Consider the following 18,693-nt stretch of genomic DNA (forward strand, 5'->3'; position numbering starts at 1 on the left):
ATTCTCGCATTTTTTGATGATCCCGCTCAATTCTTCCTCAATCCCGCCCTCACAGCCCAAGAAAGTCGTTATTGGCATGTCTGGAGGGGTAGATTCGTCAGTTGCTGCCTGGATGCTAAAAGAGCAAGGCTTTGAAGTTATTGGCCTTTTTATGAAAAATTGGGAAGATGACGATAACGATGAGTACTGTTCTGCTCGTCAAGACTGGCTCGATGTGGTCTCGGTCGCCGATATGATCGGAATAGACGTCGAAGCAGTCAATTTTGCTGCCGAATACCGTGAGCGTGTATTTGCTGATTTCTTGCGTGAGTACGCCGCAGGGCGAACACCCAATCCCGATGTTTTATGTAACGCCGAAATTAAGTTCAAGGCTTTTTTAGATCACGCCATGAGTTTGGGTGCGGATGCGATTGCTACTGGCCACTATGCGCGCGTGCGGCATGAAGGTGGCAGGGTGCAGTTGTTAAAAGCTGTCGATGCCAGTAAAGATCAAAGTTATTTCTTGCATCGTTTAACGCAGCAACAATTAGCAAAAGTGATGTTCCCGCTTGGAGAAATTCCCAAAACGGAAGTCAGAAAAATTGCAGAGCAAATTGGTTTGCACAACGCTAAAAAGAAAGACTCCACCGGTATTTGCTTTATTGGTGAACGTCCTTTTAGAGAATTCTTAAATCGTTATTTACCGCGCGTACCTGGCCCGATTAAAACTCCCGAAGGTAAGACGGTTGGTGAGCATATGGGCTTAGCCTTCTTTACCTTAGGTCAGCGCAAGGGCATTGGTTTGGGTGGCAGTCAAGACGGCAATGGTGACGCTTGGTATGTGGCGCGCAAGGACGTTCCTAATAACACTTTGTATGTGGCCCAAGGCCACGAACACCCGTGGCTATTGGCTAATCAGCTTGCTGCCATGGATGCCAGTTGGGTTTCTGGTGTGGTACCAACACCTGGAAGTTATTCTGCTAAGACTCGTTATCGGCAAGCAGATTCTGCTTGTATATTGAGTTCTGGTAATGAAGCGCTGAGTTTTGACTTGAGTTTTCCAGAAGCGCAGTGGGCTGTTACACCTGGACAATCCGCTGTTCTTTATGACGGAGACGTTTGTTTAGGTGGTGGAATTATTTCTTCATAATTTTAATCAGCAAGCAGCGGATACAAAAATGCCAATCAGTTTTGATTGGCATTTTTTAATTAAGCGGTAAGTGAATTAGGCGGCCGGTGGTTCAGTTTCAATAAAGGAAGGTCGCTGTAATAATTTTTGATACAGGCGATCTAAATTTGGATACTGGGTTTGCCATTTCACTTCCGGAAAGCGAAATAATAAATATCCGATTGCGCAACCTACGGCGATATCTGCCAATGTAAGTTGATTGCCATGACACCAGGCATTTCCACCCAGTTGCTCGGACATGTGACGCAGCCCCACATCAATTTTGCTCATCTGACGATCAACCCATGCCTGGCTTTGTTGTTCAGTTGGGCGCCATGTAAGTTCTAGACGAGCCAAAATACTCGCGTCGACAATTCCATCTGCTAGTGCTTCCCAGGTTTTCACGGCAGCACGTTCACGGTTATCAGTAGGAATAAGCTTGCTTACTGGACTGAGGCCGTCGGCATATTCGGCAATGACGCGGGAGTCATAAATGGCCTCGCCATCGTCAGCCATAAGGCAAGGAACCTTCCCTAGGGGGTTGTTAAGGGCTATTTTGGTGTCTGCAGCCCAAACATTCTCTAATTCGAGGTCAACATCGACCTTTTTCTCGTTAAAAACAATGCGTACTTTACGTACATAGGGGCTGGTTAGGGATCCGATAAGTTTCATGGGCTCAAGTATAGCCATCCTATTTGGGCTTTGCTGTACTCCAGAACGCATTAAAATCAGCTTTTATTGACATATTCAATGCAAAGGCAATATTCGTGAGTCAGCCGCTTTCAACCCTTAATGCCCTTTCCCCCCTAGATGGCCGTTATGCCGGAAAACTGGATGCCTTGCGTCCCTGGCTTTCCGAAGCCGCTTTTATGCGCCAACGTGTTTTTGTGGAAATTCATTGGCTCTTGGCTTTGGCTGCTGCAGGCTTGCCTGATGTCCCAAAAATTAATGCTGCTGACGAAGCCTTTCTCCTTTCGCTCCCAGAAAACTTTTCTGATGCAGATGCTCAGCGCATCAAAGATATCGAAGCAGTAACGAACCACGACGTAAAGGCAGTTGAATACTTCTTGAAAGAAAAAGTTGCTGGACGACCAGATTTATTGAAAGCAAGTGAGTTTATTCACTTTGCCTGCACATCGGAAGACATCAACAATACCTCTCACGGTTTAATGTTGCGTGGTGCCCGCGATGAGGTGCTCTTGCCCCAACTCAGAAAAGTACTTTCAGTGTTGACTGATCTCGCGATTGAGAACGCTAAAGTGCCATTGCTCTCTCGCACTCATGGCCAGCCAGCTTCACCAAGCACTTTGGGTAAAGAGATTGCCAATATTGCCAAGCGTTTAGAACGTGCGATCGAGTCTATCGCCGCCGCTCCTTTGCTGGGCAAGATGAATGGCGCAGTGGGTAATTACAATGCTCACATGTCAGCCTATCCTGATTTTGATTGGGAAAATTTTTCCAAGAGTGTGGTTGAAAAGCGTCTAGGTTTAACGTTCAATCCTTACACCATTCAAATTGAGCCACACGACGGTATGGCTCAGCTCTTTGATGCGATTGCTCGCGCTAATACGATTCTTTTGGATATGGATCGCGACTTCTGGGCCTACATCTCCGTTGGTTACTTTAAGCAGCGCACTAAAGCAGGCGAGATCGGTTCATCGACGATGCCGCATAAAGTCAACCCGATTGATTTTGAAAACTCCGAAGGTAACTTGGGCGTGGCCAATGCGTTGCTGCGTCACCTTGCTGAAAAATTACCAATCTCTCGTTGGCAACGCGACTTGACTGACTCCACTGTTTTGCGCAATCTAGGCCCTGCTTTTGGCCACAGCGTACTTGCTTATGACAGCGCCTTGCGCGGCCTTGGTAAGTTAGAGGTAAATCACGCTGCCATTGCTGCTGACTTAGACGCATGCTGGGAAGTGTTGGCTGAGCCAGTGCAAACGGTGATGCGTCGTTACGGCATTGAGAATCCCTATGAGCAGTTAAAAGAATTGACTCGCGGCAAAGGGATTAATCAAGCAGACCTGCAAACCTTTATTCGTGGTTTGAAGATTCCTGAGGATGCAAAAGCACGTTTGTTGGAGATGACACCATCTTCTTACTTAGGTAAGGCGGTCGAGTTGACCGAACGTCTCAAAAAGTGAGTTTGACTCCCAATTCAGAATACGGGGCACGTCCCCGGATCTGGTTTGCTGCTTATCAATTGCTATGGCATCTCTTATTGCCTTTAGCGTTCATTCGTCTAGCTTGGCGTGCACGTCACGCCTTCCCCTACCTTCATCACATTCCTGAGCGATTGGGCTTTGGCTACAGCAAACCTATTTCTCAAGGCTCTATTTGGATTCATGCGGTATCGGTAGGCGAGACGCGTGCGGCTCAACCATTGATTGAGGCTTATTTAGCTAAGGGCGAATCTATTTTGCTCACCCACATGACTTTGAATGGCCGCCGTACTGGCAAGCAGTTATTTGTTAAAGAGATTGCTGCTAGGCAAATTCGACAAGTCTATTTGCCTTATGACATATGTTGGGCTGTGGAGCATTTCTTGCAGACCTTTAAACCAAAGCTGGGCCTTTTCATGGAAACCGAGGCGTGGCCAACTGCGGTCTTTCGTTGCAAAGAAATTGGCTTACCCCTATTTCTAGTGAATGCTCGCCTTTCCGAGAGAAGTGCCCGACGTGTTAATCGATTTGGTGAAGCGGGGCGCGCATTATTTCAGGCCTTTACAGGAATCCTGGCACAGACTGAGTTTGATGCTGGGCGTTACCGTAGCCTAGGTGTTAAAAATGTCGTTATTACTGGCAATCTGAAATTTGATGTTCCACTCGATCCAAAACTGCTTGCTGAGGGTAAAGAATGGCAGAGGGAGCTACATGCAGGAAATCGCTTGATGGTGTGTGCAGCCAGCACGCGCGATGGAGAAGAGGCCATCATTCTGAAGGCTTGGAAAGATTTGCTCTTAAGTAATGCATTTGAAACTCCTCCATTACTTTGTTTGGTCCCGCGCCATCCCGAGCGCTTCGCAGAGGTAGCAGATCAAATTAACAATGCTAGTTTCAAGTTTCGCCGTCGTAGCGAGTGGGCCGGGATTCCGAGTGAGTGTGCCGGATTGGATGTTGTTCTGGGCGACTCCATGGGCGAGATGCCGATGTATTACAGCGCCTCTGACTTAGTACTTATGGGTGGAAGCTTGCTGCCCTTTGGAGGTCAAAACTTGATTGAGGCTTGTGCAGCCGGCTGCCCTGTTCTCTTGGGCGAGCATACCTATAACTTTCAACAAGCTGCCTTAGATGCGATTGATAGTGGCGCTGCTAAACGCATTCATGGTGAATTGCTTTTAACAGAGCCAATAGCCTTAATGGATGCATTGAAAGAATTGCTTCTAAATACTCATGAATTGGCACAGATGGGTGCCGCTGCTCAGGCTTATTCAACTGAACACCAAGGTGCAACTAACAGAATTTTAGCTGCCCTTGATCAACAAAACTGTCGCTGAACTAAAAAGACTGAGTTAGACCCGCGCTCCGTAGTTCGGATCATCTTTGCGGGCATCATCATCTGGCTTTTTATCGCCCTTCACCAAATCTTCACGTGTAACACCGAGCCACATGGCTAATGCTGCAGCCACGAAGACTGAAGAGTAGATACCAAACAAAATACCAATGGTCAGTGCTAATGCAAAGTAGAAGAGTGTTGGGCCTCCAAAGACCAGCATTGCCAGGACCATCATCTCAGTACTGCCGTGGGTAATAACAGTACGGCTAATGGTGCTCGTAATCGCGTTATCAATGATTTCACGGGTATTCATCTTGCGATATTTGCGGAAGTTCTCGCGAATACGGTCAAAGATCACGACGGATTCGTTTACTGAATAGCCAAGAACCGCAAGAACGGCTGCCAATACTGAGAGGGAGAACTCCCACTGGAAGAAGGCAAAGAAACCCAAGATGATGACAACGTCATGCAAGTTTGCAATGATGCCGGCAAGCGCAAACTTCCACTCAAAACGGAAGGATAGATACACCACGATGCCAATGATTACAAAGATGAGTGCTTTTAAGCCGTCAATAGCCAACTCTTGACCCACCTGTGGGCCAACAAACTCAACGCGCTGCAATTTCACGCCAGTCGTTGCTGGTTCAAGCGCTTGCATTACTGCCGTGCTCTGATCAGCAGAAGAAATCAATTTGCCTTCAGCATCTTTTTGTAATGGTAGGCGAATCATGACATCGCGTGAGCTACCAAAGTTCTGAATTTGAGTATCTGCATAGCCCAACTTCTCAACCTTGGTACGAATAGAGTCCAAGGGTGCAGTTTGTGGATAGCTGACTTCCATCACCGTTCCACCAGTAAATTCGATGGAGAGATGCAGGCCGTTATGCCAGAGGAAAAAGACTGCAGCTAAAAAAGTAACTAAAGAAATCGCATTAAGCACCAATGCATGGCGCATAAAGGGAATATCTTTTTTGATTCGGAAAAATTCCATGGCTTATTTCTCCTGTGGACGCCAAACTTGGCCAATAGCGAGTTTTTGAATCTTCTTATGTCTGCCATACCAGAGGTTAACAAGGCCACGTGAGAAGAAGACAGCCGAGAACATTGAAGTCAGAATACCTAAACAGTGAACTACTGCGAAGCCTTTGATGGGGCCTGATCCAAATGCCAATAAGGCTAGACCAGCAATCAAAGTCGTTACGTTAGAGTCCAGAATCGTTGCCCAGGCTTTGTCGAAGCCGACAGAAATGGCTGTTTGTGGTGAAGCTCCGTTACGTAACTCTTCACGAATACGCTCGTTAATTAACACGTTGGAGTCAATCGCCATACCCAGAGCTAAGGCCATTGCAGCGATGCCCGGCAAAGTGAGTGTGGCTTGCAGCATCGATAGCACTGAGATGAGTAAGAACAAGTTCACCGCTAAAGCGACAACGGAGAAAGTGCCAAACAGCAAGTAGTAGACCATCATAAAAATCGCGATCGCAGTAAACCCGATCAAGAGCGACTTAAAGCCCTTCTCAATATTTTCTGCTCCAAGGCTTGGTCCAATAGTACGTTCTTCAATGATTTCCATTGGTGCTGCTAATGATCCAGCGCGCAAGAGCAGCGCTAAGTCATTAGCGCTCTCGGTAGTTGGTTGACCAGTGATTTGGAACTTAGAGCCAAACTCACTTTGAATGGTAGCGATTGTGAGTACTTCACCTTTACCTTTTTCAAACAAGATCATGCCCATCGGCTTACCGATATTTTCGCGAGTCACTTCCTGCATAACGCGACCACCAGCAGCATCTAGGGAGATGTTTACAGCAGGACGTTGGTTTTGGTCAAAGCCAGCGCTAGCATCCGTAATACGATCTCCACTGAAGATCACTGATTTTTTAAATACACCCAAGCGATTTTCACCAAAGCGGAAAGTATCCATGCCTGGAGGAGGAGTTTCGCCTAAGCCGATGGTAGACGCCAAGGGGTCAGCTAAGCGAGACTCTAGAGTTGCTGTACGACCGATGATGTCTTTGGCACGAGCGGTATCCTGTACGCCAGGTAACTGCACCACAATGCGCTCAGCACCTTGTTGTTGAATCACTGGTTCTTTAACCGCCAATTCGTTCACACGCTTATTCAGGGTAATGATATTTTGCTTAACGGCGTTATCTTGAATGGCTTTAAGGGCGGATGGTTTAAATTCACCTACTAGCTTAGGTAACGAGCCATTTGATTTAATAAGCCAAATTAGTTCAGGTTGTGCCGTTGTTAGCAATGAGCGTGCTTGTTCAGCATCTTCGACATTGGCGAAATTGATCGATATGGAATCAGCGCCACGCTCAATACCTTGATGGCGAATGCTCTTGTCACGTAATTGACTGCGAATATCGCCTGCCAAGGAAGTCACTTTTTTCTGGACTGCGCCCTTCATATCCACTTGCAAGAGGAAATAGACGCCGCCACGCAAATCAAGACCTAGTGGCATTGGTAATGCGTTGATTGCACTTAACCAGCCCGGTGTATTGGATAGCAGGTTTAAGGCAACGGTGTAGTTGGGATCATTTTGATCAACATTTAATTTCTGTTGCAAGAGATCACGTGCGCGCAACTGAATGTCAGTGTTATTGAAGCGAACTTTGATAGAGCCTACATTGCCAGCGACTTCGAAGAAGAGACCGGTATTACTAATGTTGGCTTCCGTCAGAATTTTTTCGACACGAGCCTGCGTTGCCAAGTCAACCTTGATGGTTGGCTTGGCAGACGAGACTTGAACCGCTGGAGCCTCACCATAGAAATTGGGTAATGAATATAGTCCGCCGATTAGTAATGCAACGGCAATGACTAGATATTTCCAGAGAGGGTAGCGATTCATATTGAGATACTTTTAAACAAATAAATTAAGCAGACTTTAGGGTGCCTTTTGGCAATACTGTAGTGATAGCACCTTTTTGCATGTGCACTTCAGTACCAGCAGAAATTTCAACGGTAACCACTTGGTCTTTCAATGCTGTTACTTTGCCCATGATGCCGCCAACAGTAACAACCTCATCACCAACGCCTAATGACTCGAGCATTGCCTTAGTTTCTTTTTGACGCTTCATTTGTGGGCGAATCATGATGAAGTACAAAACTGCAAACATCAAAATTAAAGGGAGAAAGCTCATCAAGCCACTGGAATCTGCGCCCGCTGCAGGAGCTTGGGCAAAAGCGTTACTAATCCACATACAAAACCTCCGTTAATTACCAATTAAAAACTGCGATATTTTTCGACCTTTAAACCGGTGGCCGTAACCCGCAATTCTAAACTGTGTGGGGCTTTGGAGGTGATTTACAGGGGGTTTTGCCCCCTGTAGGGCTATTAGTCCTGTCCAGGCTCAACACCACGCTGGCGATTGCTGTGAAATTCCTCACGATATGCGCTAAAGCGGTCTTTGCTGAGAGCCTCACGGACCTCTGTCATCAGCTGGAGGTAGTAGGACAGGTTATGGATGGTGTTTAGCTGAGACCCTAGGATCTCATTCGCCTTTTGAAGGTGATTTAAGTAGGATCTAGTGAAGTTTTGGCAGGTATAGCAGGCACAGGTTGGGTCTACTGGGCGATCATCGTCCTTATACCCAGAATTTCGTAGTTTAAGGTCGCCAAAGCGAGTGAAAAGCCAGCCATTGCGGGCGTTACGGGTTGGCATCACGCAATCAAACATATCAATACCTAGGCTAACGCCCAACATTAGATCTTCTGGAGTACCAACGCCCATTAGGTAATGAGGCATATGTTCTGGCAATTTAGGGGCAGTGAAATTCAGAATCCGCTCAAACTCGGGTTTAGGCTCTCCCACTGATAAGCCGCCAATAGCAATCCCATCAAAACCTTGCTGACTTACGGCATCCAAAGAAAATTCACGAAGATTCTCGAACATGCCGCCTTGAACGATGCCAAAGAGTCCGTTGCCTGTATTTAGTTCGCGAAAACGCTTAATGGAGCGATCACCCCAGCGCAAAGACATTTCTAGCGATGCACGGGCTGTTTTTTCCGAGGTAGGTTGACCCTTGATTTCATATGGGGTGCATTCATCAAACTGCATCGCGATATCGCTATTGAGCACCGCCTGAATTTCCATTGACACTTCTGGAGACATAAATAATTTGTCGCCATTGATTGGAGATGCAAAGGTCACGCCCTCTTCAGAGATCTTGCGCAGCGCGCCCAAACTAAATACCTGAAAGCCGCCAGAGTCAGTGAGGATCGGTTTGTCCCAACCCATAAAACGATGCAAGCCACCATGTTTTTTAATGACATCTAATCCTGGCCTTAACCAGAGATGAAAAGTGTTACCTAAAATAATTTGGGCTTTGGCCTCATTCAAGTCACGCGGCGTCATTGCTTTGACGGTGCCATACGTTCCCACAGGCATAAAGATGGGCGTTTGCACGCTACCATGCGGAAGGTCGAGTTGACCAAGACGAGCTGGGCTTTGCGAGTCGCGCGCCAATATGTTGAAGTGAACAGGTTTGGTCATAACTGTGGATTCTCGAGTCGACAAAGAAACATCGCATCTCCATAGCTGAAGAAACGATACTTCTGATGAATGGCATGTTGATAAGCGGCGCGAATGTTTTCCATTCCCGCAAAAGCACTGACCAACATTAATAAGGTAGATTTTGGCAGATGAAAGTTGGTAAGCAAACAATCTACAGTTTTAAATTGGTAGCCTGGGGTAATAAAGAGATTGGTCTCGCCGCTACTTTGCCCGCTAGCAGCCTGGCTCTCGAGTGCGCGCAGACTGGTAGTGCCTACCGCAACAACTCTGCCACCATTTTTCTTGGTGGCCTCAATAGCTTCTAATGTCTCATTGGGAATGGAGAACCATTCGTAGTGCATCTTATGTTTTGAAAGATCTTCTTCGCGCACGGGCGTAAATGTTCCTGCCCCCACATGTAGTGTGACAGCTGCTTGTTGAATGCCTAATTTCTTAAGTTCTTGCAAGATAGATTCATCAAAATGTAGGCCTGCTGTTGGGGCAGCTACCGCCCCTGGATTTTTGGCGACGACTGTTTGATAACGTTGCGCGTCTTCTCCATCAGGTTGATGCTCAATGTAGGGCGGTAATGGGAGCTCACCAAAACGTTCAAGCAAGGAAAATACATTTTCCGGAAAGCGAACCTCATAAAAACGTCCGTCATACCCAATCATCTCTACAGGAAAGGTTTCGCCAGCCTGATTGTGAATATGAACAGTGGTTCCAGTCTTAGGTACCTTGGAGGCTCTAATTTGAACCCAGGCCTGCTTTTCGCCGCTAATGCGTTCAATGAGCAGCTCCACGTTCCCGCCAGTCTCCTTTTTGCCGTGTAAGCGCGCAGGAATAACCTTGGTGTCATTAAAGACTAATAAGTCCCCGGGCTGAACAATGCTCAGAATGTCCTTAAACTGTCGATCTACCAATTGGACGTGATTTGGCCCATCAGCCTTGACCTCTAAGAGGCGGCTATCGGTTCTATTCGCCAAAGGATGTTGGGCGATTAGTTCGGGTGGGAGTTCGTAATTAAAGTCGGAGAGTTGCATAGCATTACCATCAGGTATTAGATTTTAACGATGACTACTAAACAAGCGCCAAGTACACTCCAAAAGATGGGTTTAGACAGCCCTATGGCCCTTGCTTTGCACTTGCCATCCCGTTATGAGGATGAGACCGAGCTGCTCACGATCGAGGAGGCCATACATCAGGGTCGATTTAACTCAGCCCAGACCCAGGGTGTAGTTATTCGCAATCAGGTCTTATTTAGGCCCAGAAGGCAGATGGTGGTGACCATCGAGGATGAGACTGAAACCTTAAATCTACGCTTCCTGAACTTCTACCCTAGCCAGCAAAAACAAATGGCTGTCGGGGTCAATATTCGAGTCCGCGGTGAAGTGCGTGAAGGTTTTCAGGGTCCAGAGATGGTGCACCCTACGGTGAGAGCTGTCGCTCCAGATACACCTTTACCTGCTAGTTTGACTCCAGTTTATCCAGCAAGTGTTGGAGTCTCGCAAACCATTATTCGTAAAGCAGTGTCACAAGCCTTACGTGACCCAAGCCTGCAAGATAGTCTGGCTGAGTTCTTGCCCAAAGAGCTGATGGCAGAGCTACTGCCTAGTCATGATTGGCCAAACTTGCAAGAGGCGATTATCTATTTACATCAACCGCCTGCCGATGCCAATACTCAGGCATTGCTAGAGCGTACTCATCCTGCTTGGCGTCGAGTGCAGTTTGAGGAACTCCTTGCTCAGCAAATTTCGTTAAAGCGTGCGCATGCGATTCGTCGGGAGCGGCATGCACCTAGTTTTGTAAAAAATAAAGATGAGAGTAAGGGCAAGAAAGAGCGGCAAAGCTTTGAAGCGGGCTTGCTGAAAGTATTGCCTTTTAAATTAACTAATGCTCAAGATCGTGTTTGGTCTGAAATGAGTCATGACCTTTCTCAATCATTCCCGATGAATCGCCTTTTACAAGGGGACGTAGGTAGCGGCAAGACTGTAGTAGCGGCCTTGGCTGCAGCGCGGGCAATGGATCATGGCTATCAAGCTGCCATCATGGCGCCTACGGAAATATTGGCTGAGCAACACTATCTCAAAATGAAGGAATGGTTTGAGCCTTTAGGGGTACGAATCGCTTGGCTGTCAGGGAGTCTGAAAGCCAAAGAAAAAAGATTGGCACAAGAGGTAATCGAAAATGGGCAAGCCCAACTCATTATTGGTACGCATGCTCTTATTCAAGAAAACGTGAGCTTTGCCAAACTTGGCCTCGCAGTGATTGATGAGCAACATCGCTTCGGAGTGAGGCAGCGTTTAGAGATTCAGCAGCGCGTTGGGTCGGAATTGTTTTACTGCCATCAATTAATGATGTCTGCGACACCAATACCACGCACTTTAGCGATGACCTACTATGCTGACTTAGATGTCTCTGTCATCGATGAATTGCCTCCTGGTCGAAAACCGATTGCTACCAAGGTAGTTAAAGCCGGCCGCCGTGATGAGGTGATCGGTGGTTTGCAAAGTTGGTTATCCAAGGACTTGCAAGCGTACTGGGTTTGCCCTCTGATTGAAGAATCTGAAGTACTGCAATTGCAAACAGCAGTTGAGAGCTTCGAGCAACTGACTCAGGCTTTACCTGACTTTAAGGTTGGCTTAGTGCATGGCAGATTAAAAGCAGAAGAAAAAGCAGCAGTCATGGCGGCCTTTAAGGCAAATGAGGTTCAGCTTTTAGTTGCGACTACGGTAATTGAGGTTGGGGTAGACGTACCTAATGCGGCGTTAATGGTGATTGAGCATGCTGAGCGCTTTGGTTATGCCCAGATCCATCAATTGCGCGGGCGCGTGGGCAGAGGTTCTGCGGATTCGGTCTGTATTTTGATGTACGCCGAGCCGCTTTCAATGGCTGCCAAGGAACGTCTACAAACTTTACGTGAGACCTCAGATGGTTTTGTGATTGCTGAGCGAGATTTATCGCTGCGTGGTCCGGGTGAGTTGCTAGGCGCGAAGCAATCAGGAGATGCTATGTTGCGCTTTGTCGATTTGCAACGCGATGCCTGGTTAATTGAGTTAGCCCAACAGGCGGCCGAGCGCTTGCTCGCTGAGCATGCAGATCTGGTGGAGCGTCATTTAGAGCGCTGGCTCGGATCTCGAGCGGAATTTCTAAAGGCTTGATAATTACCTTATGAATGTAAAAGATCGTTTTATTTCTTATGGCCATCTAATCAGGCTAGATAAGCCGATTGGTACGCTATTACTGTTATGGCCTACGCTCTGGGCTCTTTGGTTGGCAAGCAGTGGTGTGCCTGATTTATCTATTTTGTTGATCTTTACTGTCGGCACATTTTTAATGCGTAGTGCGGGTTGTGCAATCAACGACTATGCTGATCGTGATTTTGATCGTCATGTTAACCGTACCCAAGATCGCCCAGTCACAAGTGGAAAAATCTCGGGCAAAGAGGCCATAGCTGTGGCTGGAGTATTGGCCTTGATTGCGTTTTTACTCATTCAGCCCCTGAATGTATTTACAAAACAACTATCCGTGCTTGCTTTGCTAGTAGCCTTCCTCTATCCCTTTACCAAACGCTTTTTTGCCATGCCCCAAGCTGTCTTAGGCATTGCCTTTGGCTTTGGCATTCCGATGGCGTATGCGGCTATTTTGGATTCTATCCCCCTAGAGGCCTGGTTCTTATTTATTGGAAACATTTTTTGGGCGATCGCTTATGACACAGCCTATGCCATGGTTGATCGCGATGATGATCTGCGCCTAGGGTTGAGAACATCGGCCATTGCTTTTGGTCAGTACGATGTCGTCGCTATAGCAATAAGCTATGGGATGCTTTTTCTGAGTCAGTTATGGGTGGCGCAATTGGCTAACTTAAGCAATTATTTTTTAGTGGGTTGGTTCGCAGCATTGGCTTGTGCGATATATCACTTAAAGTTGGTTTCAACACGCAATAGAGAAAATTGTTTTAAAGCATTCCGCCATAACAACTGGTTAGGCGGATTTTTATTTCTGGGAATTGTGCTGGGTATAGGTATTAACTAACTCTGGCCGAGTTCATCGCCCATCGTTTTACCGCGCTGACTGGCTGCATCAATCGCTTTTTCTAAAATTTCATGCCAACCTTGTTGTTTCATGACATCTAGAGCAGCAGCAGTGGTTCCACCCTTTGAAGTGACTCTCGCGCGGAGAACGCCAGCGTGTTCATCAGAGTCATGGGCAAGCTGTGTAGCGCCCTCAAGAGTGGCATAAGCCAGCTTGCGCGCTGTCTCTGAATCAAGACCGAGCTTCTCTCCAGCAGATTGCATTGCCTCTAAAAATGCAAAGACATAGGCTGGACCACTACCAGAAACAGCAGTTACTGCATCCATCAATTTTTCTTCTTTTACCCAAACGGTTTGACCTACCGCATTACAAATGGTTTCAGCTAAGGCACGATCAGATTGATCTACAGCGGTATCTGCAAAAAGACCGGTAATCCCTTTACCAATTAAGGCTGGAGTATTTGGCATAGCGCGTACACAGCGTGTGTGATCAAGCCAGCGACTCATATCTTTTAGGCGAATACCCGCAGCGATACTCAGAATGAGTGGACCGGGCGCGCTCGCATGCTTTAACTTAGACGCTAAACCTTTGGCAACGACATTAAAGTCTTGTGGTTTGATCGCCATGACAAGCACATTATTTCTAGAGAAATCAAAAGCGATGTGCTCCAGAGCGCCAATGCCCTGAACACCAAAATCTTCATGTAACTTTAGGGCAGTTGCAGCATTTGCTTCTACAACAGAGATTTGATTAGGTTCGAATCCACTAGCAAGAAGGCCGCTGATAAGGGCACGCCCCATATTGCCACCGCCAACAAAGGTGATGTGCGCGTTGCTATTGTTTTGTGCGATTTTGTTTGTGCTCATTTGCTAATCTTATCGCGCTTCCCGAAAATGGCTGTACCAACACGAACTATAGTGCTGCCCTTAGCAATAGCAGCCTCTAAATCATCGGACATGCCCATCGAAAGGGTATCAAAGAACTGGTAGCCGAGCTCAGTGAAATGGCTGGCCTGTATTCTTTTGAAGCAATCTTGCACTGCTGCAAACGCTTGGCGTTGCAAGATGGGGTCTGAATTAGGCGCTGGAATAGCCATCAAACCCCTCAGAACTAAGTTTGGCATGGAGGTGATGGCATTGCAAAGCTCTTCAACTTCAACCAGGGAAATGCCGCTTTTGCTCTCCTCCTCGCTAACATTGATTTGTACGCAAACCATCAATGGCGGTAAATCTGGAAACTCGCCGCGTTGAGCGGATAGGCGTTCTGCAATTTTGAGGCGGTCCACACTGTGAACCCAATCGAAGTGTTGCGCTACTTCTCTGGTTTTATTGCTCTGTAAAGGGCCAATAAAATGCCAGGTCAACCAAGGGCGTAATTTGGCTAGCTTCTCAATTTTTTCAACGGCCTCTTGCACGTAGTTTTCACCAAAGGCAGATTGTCCAGCGTGCATAGCTTCTTCAACTGCTGAGGCCGGAAAGGTTTTGCTAACCGCCAGAAGTTCAATTTCTTCGGGCTCACGCTTTGCTGCTAGGGCAGCAAGCTCAATTCTTGTTCTGACTTGCATCAAATTGACAACAATGGAGTTCATGAGACCTTAGAAGATTTGCTAAGTAATTGGTCTACGATTTCAATCCAATGCACTACTGGAGTGTCTTCTTGCTGCAGGTGGGTAATGCAGCCAATGTTTCCAGACACAATGACCTCTGCGCCTGATTCCTCGCAGGCAGTATTTAGGTGAGTTAACTTGTTTTTACGAAGTTGCTCAGAGAGTTCTGGTTGAGTAACGGAGTAAGTGCCTGCAGAGCCGCAGCAAAGATGGCTGTCGGCACATAAACGCACACCAATACCAATACTAGAAAGCAATCCCTCAACCTTGCCACGAATTTGTTGGCCGTGTTGCAAGGTGCAAGGTGGGTGATATACGACGCCTGGCTTTGGATCGGTGCCTACCAGCTGCATCAGCTCATTTTGTAGGGAAGGTAGTATTTCAGAGATATCTTTAGTCAGATCTGAAATCTTCTTCGCTTTGGTTGCATAGACAGGATCATTGGCAAACAGGTGGCCATAGTCCTTCACCATCACACCGCAACCAGATGCGGTCATGACAATAGCTTCCACGCCACTTTCAACTAAAGGCCACCACGCATCAATATTTTGCTTGGCATTACCCAAGCCTCCAGCTTGATCATTGAGGTGATAGCGTAGCGCTCCGCAACAAGTGGCATTGGGCGCGCTAATCATTTGTATCTTTAACGCATTAAGAACGCGCGCTGTTGCTGAATTGATATTTGGGAGCATTCCAGGTTGTACGCAACCCTCTAGCAAAACCATTTTGCGCTGATGAGCTGCAGTAGGTCTTGCATAAGCATTAGTGGTATTGGCCAATGCCTTATTTACAGTCAGTGGAATCTTGCGTTTGATACCGCTTGGCATCAATGGGCGAATTAAACGACCCAGAGTCATTGCTGTATTAAATAAAGCGGGCTTAGTTAAACCTTCTTTTAGGGCCCAACGAGTCAGGCGTTGGCCGATTGGGCGCTCAGGCGTATTTTCTTCTGCCCACTTGCGACCAATGTCTATTAGGTTGCCGTATTGCACACCACTCGGACAGGTGCTCTCACAATTACGACAAGTTAAGCAGCGATCCAAATGCAGGCGAGTCTTTTCGGTGGGCGCTTGACCTTCGGCGATCTGCTTAATGAGATAGATACGTCCGCGAGGACCATCTAACTCATCACCCAGTATTTGATAGGTAGGGCAGGTGGCTGTACAAAAGCCGCAGTGAACACATTTACCCAGAATGCGGGCTGCCTCGATTCCTTCCGGAGTGTTGACAAATTGAGGGGCGAGTTGAGTTTGCATAGAAAGACTTATGGAAGACGTTTAGTGGCGAAAACACCTGCGGGATCAAAAGCTGATCTCAGGCGTTCTTGCACTGCCTCAAGGGCAAAGGAGTGGGCTTGCTCTGATAACAAAGTAAAGCGCTGATTGCTAGGGTCTACATTGGCACCTTGTCTAAAGCGAGTTGCATGTCCGCCATGGGAATTGGCAATGGCCTTGATGGCTTTAAAGGTAGCTTCATCGCCAGGCGCTGTAATCCAACGTTGTTGACCGTGCCACTCCAGAACAATTTCATCTGAGGCGCCAGTGATAGTAAGTGGCCCACAGGCTGCAGGTAGCGCTAAACGATAAAGTGTTTGATCAGCACCTAGATTAGCAAATGCAGAAAGATATTGCTCACGTAAATCATTCCAGAAATGTTCTGCAGTTTCAGGATTAACCTCAGTGGCCATAACCAAAGAGCTCATGAGAGGAATTGCAGCCTTTACAGCCGCTGCCGCACCAGCGAGACGGAAAGTTAGCTCTCCATCACCACCCGTAGTGGAACCAATCCAGCAGCTTGCAGATAAAGGTAGTGGCTGTCCAGCCCATTCATTCAATATTTTGAGCGCTTTCTCTTGGGAGATTTGGCAACGTAAGGTTGCGGTCGCCGCAGGTTTAGGTAAGACCTTGACTGAGGCTTCTAACAAAAGAGCAAGCGTTCCTAAAGAGCCAGGCAGCAAACGAGAGACGTCATATCCCGCTACGTTCTTCATTACCTTCCCGCCAAAGGAAAGATCTTGGCCTTTGCCATCGATAATGCGAGCGCCTAATACAAAGTCACGAAAGTTACCAACGGTAATACGCCCTGGACCAGCAAGCCCAGCAGCAATAGCGCCGCCAAAAGTTGCATTCTCACCAAAGTGTGGTGGTTCAAAAGCAAGCACCTGATTCTTTTCTTTGAGAGCTGCTTCAATTTCTTTTAGTGGAGTGCCAGCACAAGCGGTGATGACTAATTCTTCTGGCTGGTACTCCAAAATACCGGAGTAAGTACGTGTATCTAGTTTGGTATAGCTATTCGGATTGCCGTACCAAGATTTGGTGCCACCGCCTTCAAACGAGAGCGGGGTTTTATTTTTAGCTGCATTGAGAATTTGCTCGCGGAATGCATTGATTTGCGGATGGGAGTGGCTCATTAGAAGCGCTCCAATTCTGGGTGAGGCAATTGACCGCCGCTAATGCGCATACGACCATATTCTGCGCAGCGACTTAAAGTTGGGATGGCTTTATCTGGGTTGAGTAATTTTTCTGGATCAAAGGCGCTTTTCACACCCCAGAAAGATTCGCGCTCACCTTCACCAAACTGAACACACATCGAATTAATTTTTTCGATACCAACACCATGCTCACCAGTGATCGTGCCACCGAGTTCTACGCAGGCTTCTAATATTTCAGTGCCGAACTCTTCTGCACGATGCCATTCTTCTTGGTCGGCACCATTAAATAAAATCAGGGGATGCATATTGCCATCACCCGCATGGAAAACGTTTAGGCAGCCAAGACCATACTTTTCTTCCATGCCCTGAATGCGCTTGAGGAGCGTAGCAATATGGCGACGGGGGATAGTACCATCCATGCAATAGTAGTCTGGGGCCAAGCGACCCGCGGCTGGGAAAGCGTTCTTACGACCACTCCAAAACTTCAAGCGTTCACCTTCATCTTTAGAAATCTGTATTCCGCTTGCACCAGCTTCTTCAAGTACTTTGGTCATGCGCTCAATTTCTTCGGCAACTTCTTCTGGAGTGCCATCAGACTCGCAGAGCAAAATAGCTGCAGCGTCTAAGTCATAGCCTGCGTGCACAAATTCTTCTACAGCGCGAGTGGTAGCTTTATCCATCATCTCCAAACCAGCAGGAATAATGCCGGCTGCAATGATGGCAGCAACTGCGTTACCACCTTTTTCAATATCATCAAAACTTGCCATAATCACGCGAGCCAATTTTGGTTTCGCCACTAACTTGACTGTAACTTCAGTAACCACTGCGAGCATGCCTTCGCTACCCATCATGATGGCGAGAAGATCGAGTCCAGGTGCATCTGGTGCTAAGCCGCCAAATTCAATGATCTCACCATTCATGAGTATTCCGCGCACACGCAGAACGTTGTGCAGAGTGAGGCCGTATTTAAGACAGTGCACGCCACCAGAGTTTTCGTTGACGTTGCCGCCAATCGAACAGGCAATCTGAGAGGAGGGGTCCGGAGCGTAATACAAACCGAGGTGGGCAACTGCTTCAGAAATAGCAAGATTGCGAACACCAGGCTGAACGACTGCAGTGCGGGTAAATGGATCGATGCTAATAATTTTCTTGAGCTTGGCTAGGGACAGCACCAATCCCTGAGAAAGAGGCATTGCGCCACCCGAGAGGCCGGTTCCTGATCCGCGAGGCACTACGGGGATTTGCATCGCGTAGCAAATCTTCAGAATTTGGGCAACTTGCTCTTCTGTTTCTGGCAGAGCTACTGCCAAAGGCATCCGACGGTAGGCGGCCAGACCATCACATTCATAGGGAATAGTGTCTTCTGGCTCCCATAGAAGGGCATGTTCCGGCAGGATTGGGCGCAAGGCCGCAACCAATTTGGACTGAAGGGCGCTAATAGCGGCTAATTCGGGGGGTGGGGTCACCATATTCATAAG

16 protein-coding genes are annotated in these 18,693 nt (G+C 47.4%); 5 read left to right on the plus strand and 11 right to left on the minus strand.

Annotation, left to right across the window (positions count from 1 at the left end; genetic code table 11):
• The first annotated feature begins 16 nt into the window (after nt 1-16).
• Nucleotides 17-1,129 (plus strand): tRNA 2-thiouridine(34) synthase MnmA, encoded by a 1,113-nt coding sequence (mnmA, locus tag ICE90_RS08790; RefSeq protein ID WP_216192075.1) that lies wholly within the window; start codon nt 17-19, stop codon nt 1,127-1,129.
• A gap of 75 nt (nt 1,130-1,204) precedes the next feature.
• On the opposite strand, the gene ICE90_RS08795 is transcribed toward mnmA, so the two are convergent.
• Nucleotides 1,205-1,819 carry a glutathione S-transferase N-terminal domain-containing protein gene (locus tag ICE90_RS08795; RefSeq protein ID WP_216155164.1) on the minus strand — a complete coding sequence of 205 codons (615 nt, stop codon included), beginning with the start codon at nt 1,817-1,819 and terminating at the stop codon, nt 1,205-1,207.
• Nucleotides 1,820-1,914: 95 nt separating this feature from the next.
• On the opposite strand from ICE90_RS08795, the gene purB reads away from it, so the two are divergent.
• The gene (gene purB, locus ICE90_RS08800; RefSeq protein ID WP_215320961.1) at nt 1,915-3,294 is read left to right on the plus strand and encodes an adenylosuccinate lyase; all 1,380 of its coding nucleotides are present in this window, start codon (nt 1,915-1,917) and stop codon (nt 3,292-3,294) included.
• Nucleotides 3,291-4,646, plus strand: a complete 1,356-nt coding sequence (locus ICE90_RS08805; RefSeq protein WP_216192076.1) for a 3-deoxy-D-manno-octulosonic acid transferase — start codon at nt 3,291-3,293, stop codon at nt 4,644-4,646. Before purB ends, ICE90_RS08805 begins: the two co-directional genes overlap by 4 nt.
• 15 nt (nt 4,647-4,661) lie before the next feature.
• Here ICE90_RS08805 and secF read toward each other — a convergent pair whose 3' ends face one another.
• The 5 genes from secF to queA all read right to left on the minus strand — a co-directional run bounded on the left by secF (nt 4,662) and on the right by queA (nt 10,186).
• On the minus strand, nt 4,662-5,636 hold the full coding sequence (gene secF / locus ICE90_RS08810; protein ID WP_072582798.1) for a protein translocase subunit SecF: 975 nt from the start codon (nt 5,634-5,636) through the stop codon (nt 4,662-4,664).
• Nucleotides 5,637-5,639: 3 nt separating this feature from the next.
• Nucleotides 5,640-7,499 (minus strand): protein translocase subunit SecD, encoded by a 1,860-nt coding sequence (secD, locus tag ICE90_RS08815; protein ID WP_215320957.1) that lies wholly within the window; start codon nt 7,497-7,499, stop codon nt 5,640-5,642.
• 25 nt (nt 7,500-7,524) lie between these two features.
• Nucleotides 7,525-7,851, minus strand: a complete 327-nt coding sequence (gene yajC / locus ICE90_RS08820; RefSeq protein ID WP_215320955.1) for a preprotein translocase subunit YajC — start codon at nt 7,849-7,851, stop codon at nt 7,525-7,527.
• A gap of 134 nt (nt 7,852-7,985) precedes the next feature.
• Complete coding sequence (tgt, locus tag ICE90_RS08825; RefSeq protein WP_215320953.1) at nt 7,986-9,143, minus strand: tRNA guanosine(34) transglycosylase Tgt; 1,158 nt, start codon at nt 9,141-9,143, stop codon at nt 7,986-7,988.
• A complete protein-coding gene (gene queA, locus ICE90_RS08830; RefSeq protein WP_215320951.1) occupies nt 9,140-10,186 on the minus strand; it encodes a tRNA preQ1(34) S-adenosylmethionine ribosyltransferase-isomerase QueA in 1,047 nt (348 codons plus the stop codon). The genes tgt and queA overlap by 4 nt, the downstream gene beginning before the upstream one ends.
• Before the next feature lie 30 nt (nt 10,187-10,216).
• Between queA and recG the strand changes: the two genes are divergently transcribed.
• Nucleotides 10,217-12,304, plus strand: coding sequence for an ATP-dependent DNA helicase RecG (gene recG / locus ICE90_RS08835; protein ID WP_215320949.1), 2,088 nt, complete (start codon nt 10,217-10,219; stop codon nt 12,302-12,304).
• A gap of 10 nt (nt 12,305-12,314) precedes the next feature.
• Entirely contained in the window at nt 12,315-13,178 is an 864-nt protein-coding gene (ubiA, locus tag ICE90_RS08840) for a 4-hydroxybenzoate octaprenyltransferase (RefSeq protein ID WP_216192078.1), read from the plus strand.
• Here ubiA and proC read toward each other — a convergent pair.
• Genes proC through ICE90_RS08865 form a run of 5 tightly spaced genes read right to left on the minus strand, consistent with a single transcriptional unit; the run spans nt 13,175 to nt 18,684 of the window.
• On the minus strand, nt 13,175-14,044 hold the full coding sequence (proC, locus tag ICE90_RS08845; RefSeq protein WP_216155151.1) for a pyrroline-5-carboxylate reductase: 870 nt from the start codon (nt 14,042-14,044) through the stop codon (nt 13,175-13,177). The genes ubiA and proC overlap by 4 nt on opposite strands.
• Nucleotides 14,041-14,766: a YggS family pyridoxal phosphate-dependent enzyme gene (locus ICE90_RS08850; protein WP_216192080.1), complete on the minus strand. Its 726-nt coding sequence runs from the start codon at nt 14,764-14,766 to the stop codon at nt 14,041-14,043. The genes proC and ICE90_RS08850 overlap by 4 nt, the downstream gene beginning before the upstream one ends.
• Nucleotides 14,763-16,040, minus strand: coding sequence for a glycolate oxidase subunit GlcF (glcF, locus tag ICE90_RS08855; RefSeq protein WP_215320941.1), 1,278 nt, complete (start codon nt 16,038-16,040; stop codon nt 14,763-14,765). Before glcF ends, ICE90_RS08850 begins: the two co-directional genes overlap by 4 nt.
• An 8-nt stretch (nt 16,041-16,048) precedes the next feature.
• Nucleotides 16,049-17,194, minus strand: a complete 1,146-nt coding sequence (glcE, locus tag ICE90_RS08860) for a glycolate oxidase subunit GlcE (RefSeq protein WP_215320939.1) — start codon at nt 17,192-17,194, stop codon at nt 16,049-16,051.
• Entirely contained in the window at nt 17,194-18,684 is a 1,491-nt protein-coding gene (locus ICE90_RS08865; protein WP_215322356.1) for an FAD-linked oxidase C-terminal domain-containing protein, read from the minus strand. The genes glcE and ICE90_RS08865 overlap by 1 nt, the downstream gene beginning before the upstream one ends.
• Nucleotides 18,685-18,693 lie beyond the last annotated feature (9 nt).

This window comes from Polynucleobacter sp. AP-RePozz3-80-G7, from assembly GCF_018882145.1.
GTDB lineage: Bacteria > Pseudomonadota > Gammaproteobacteria > Burkholderiales > Burkholderiaceae > Polynucleobacter.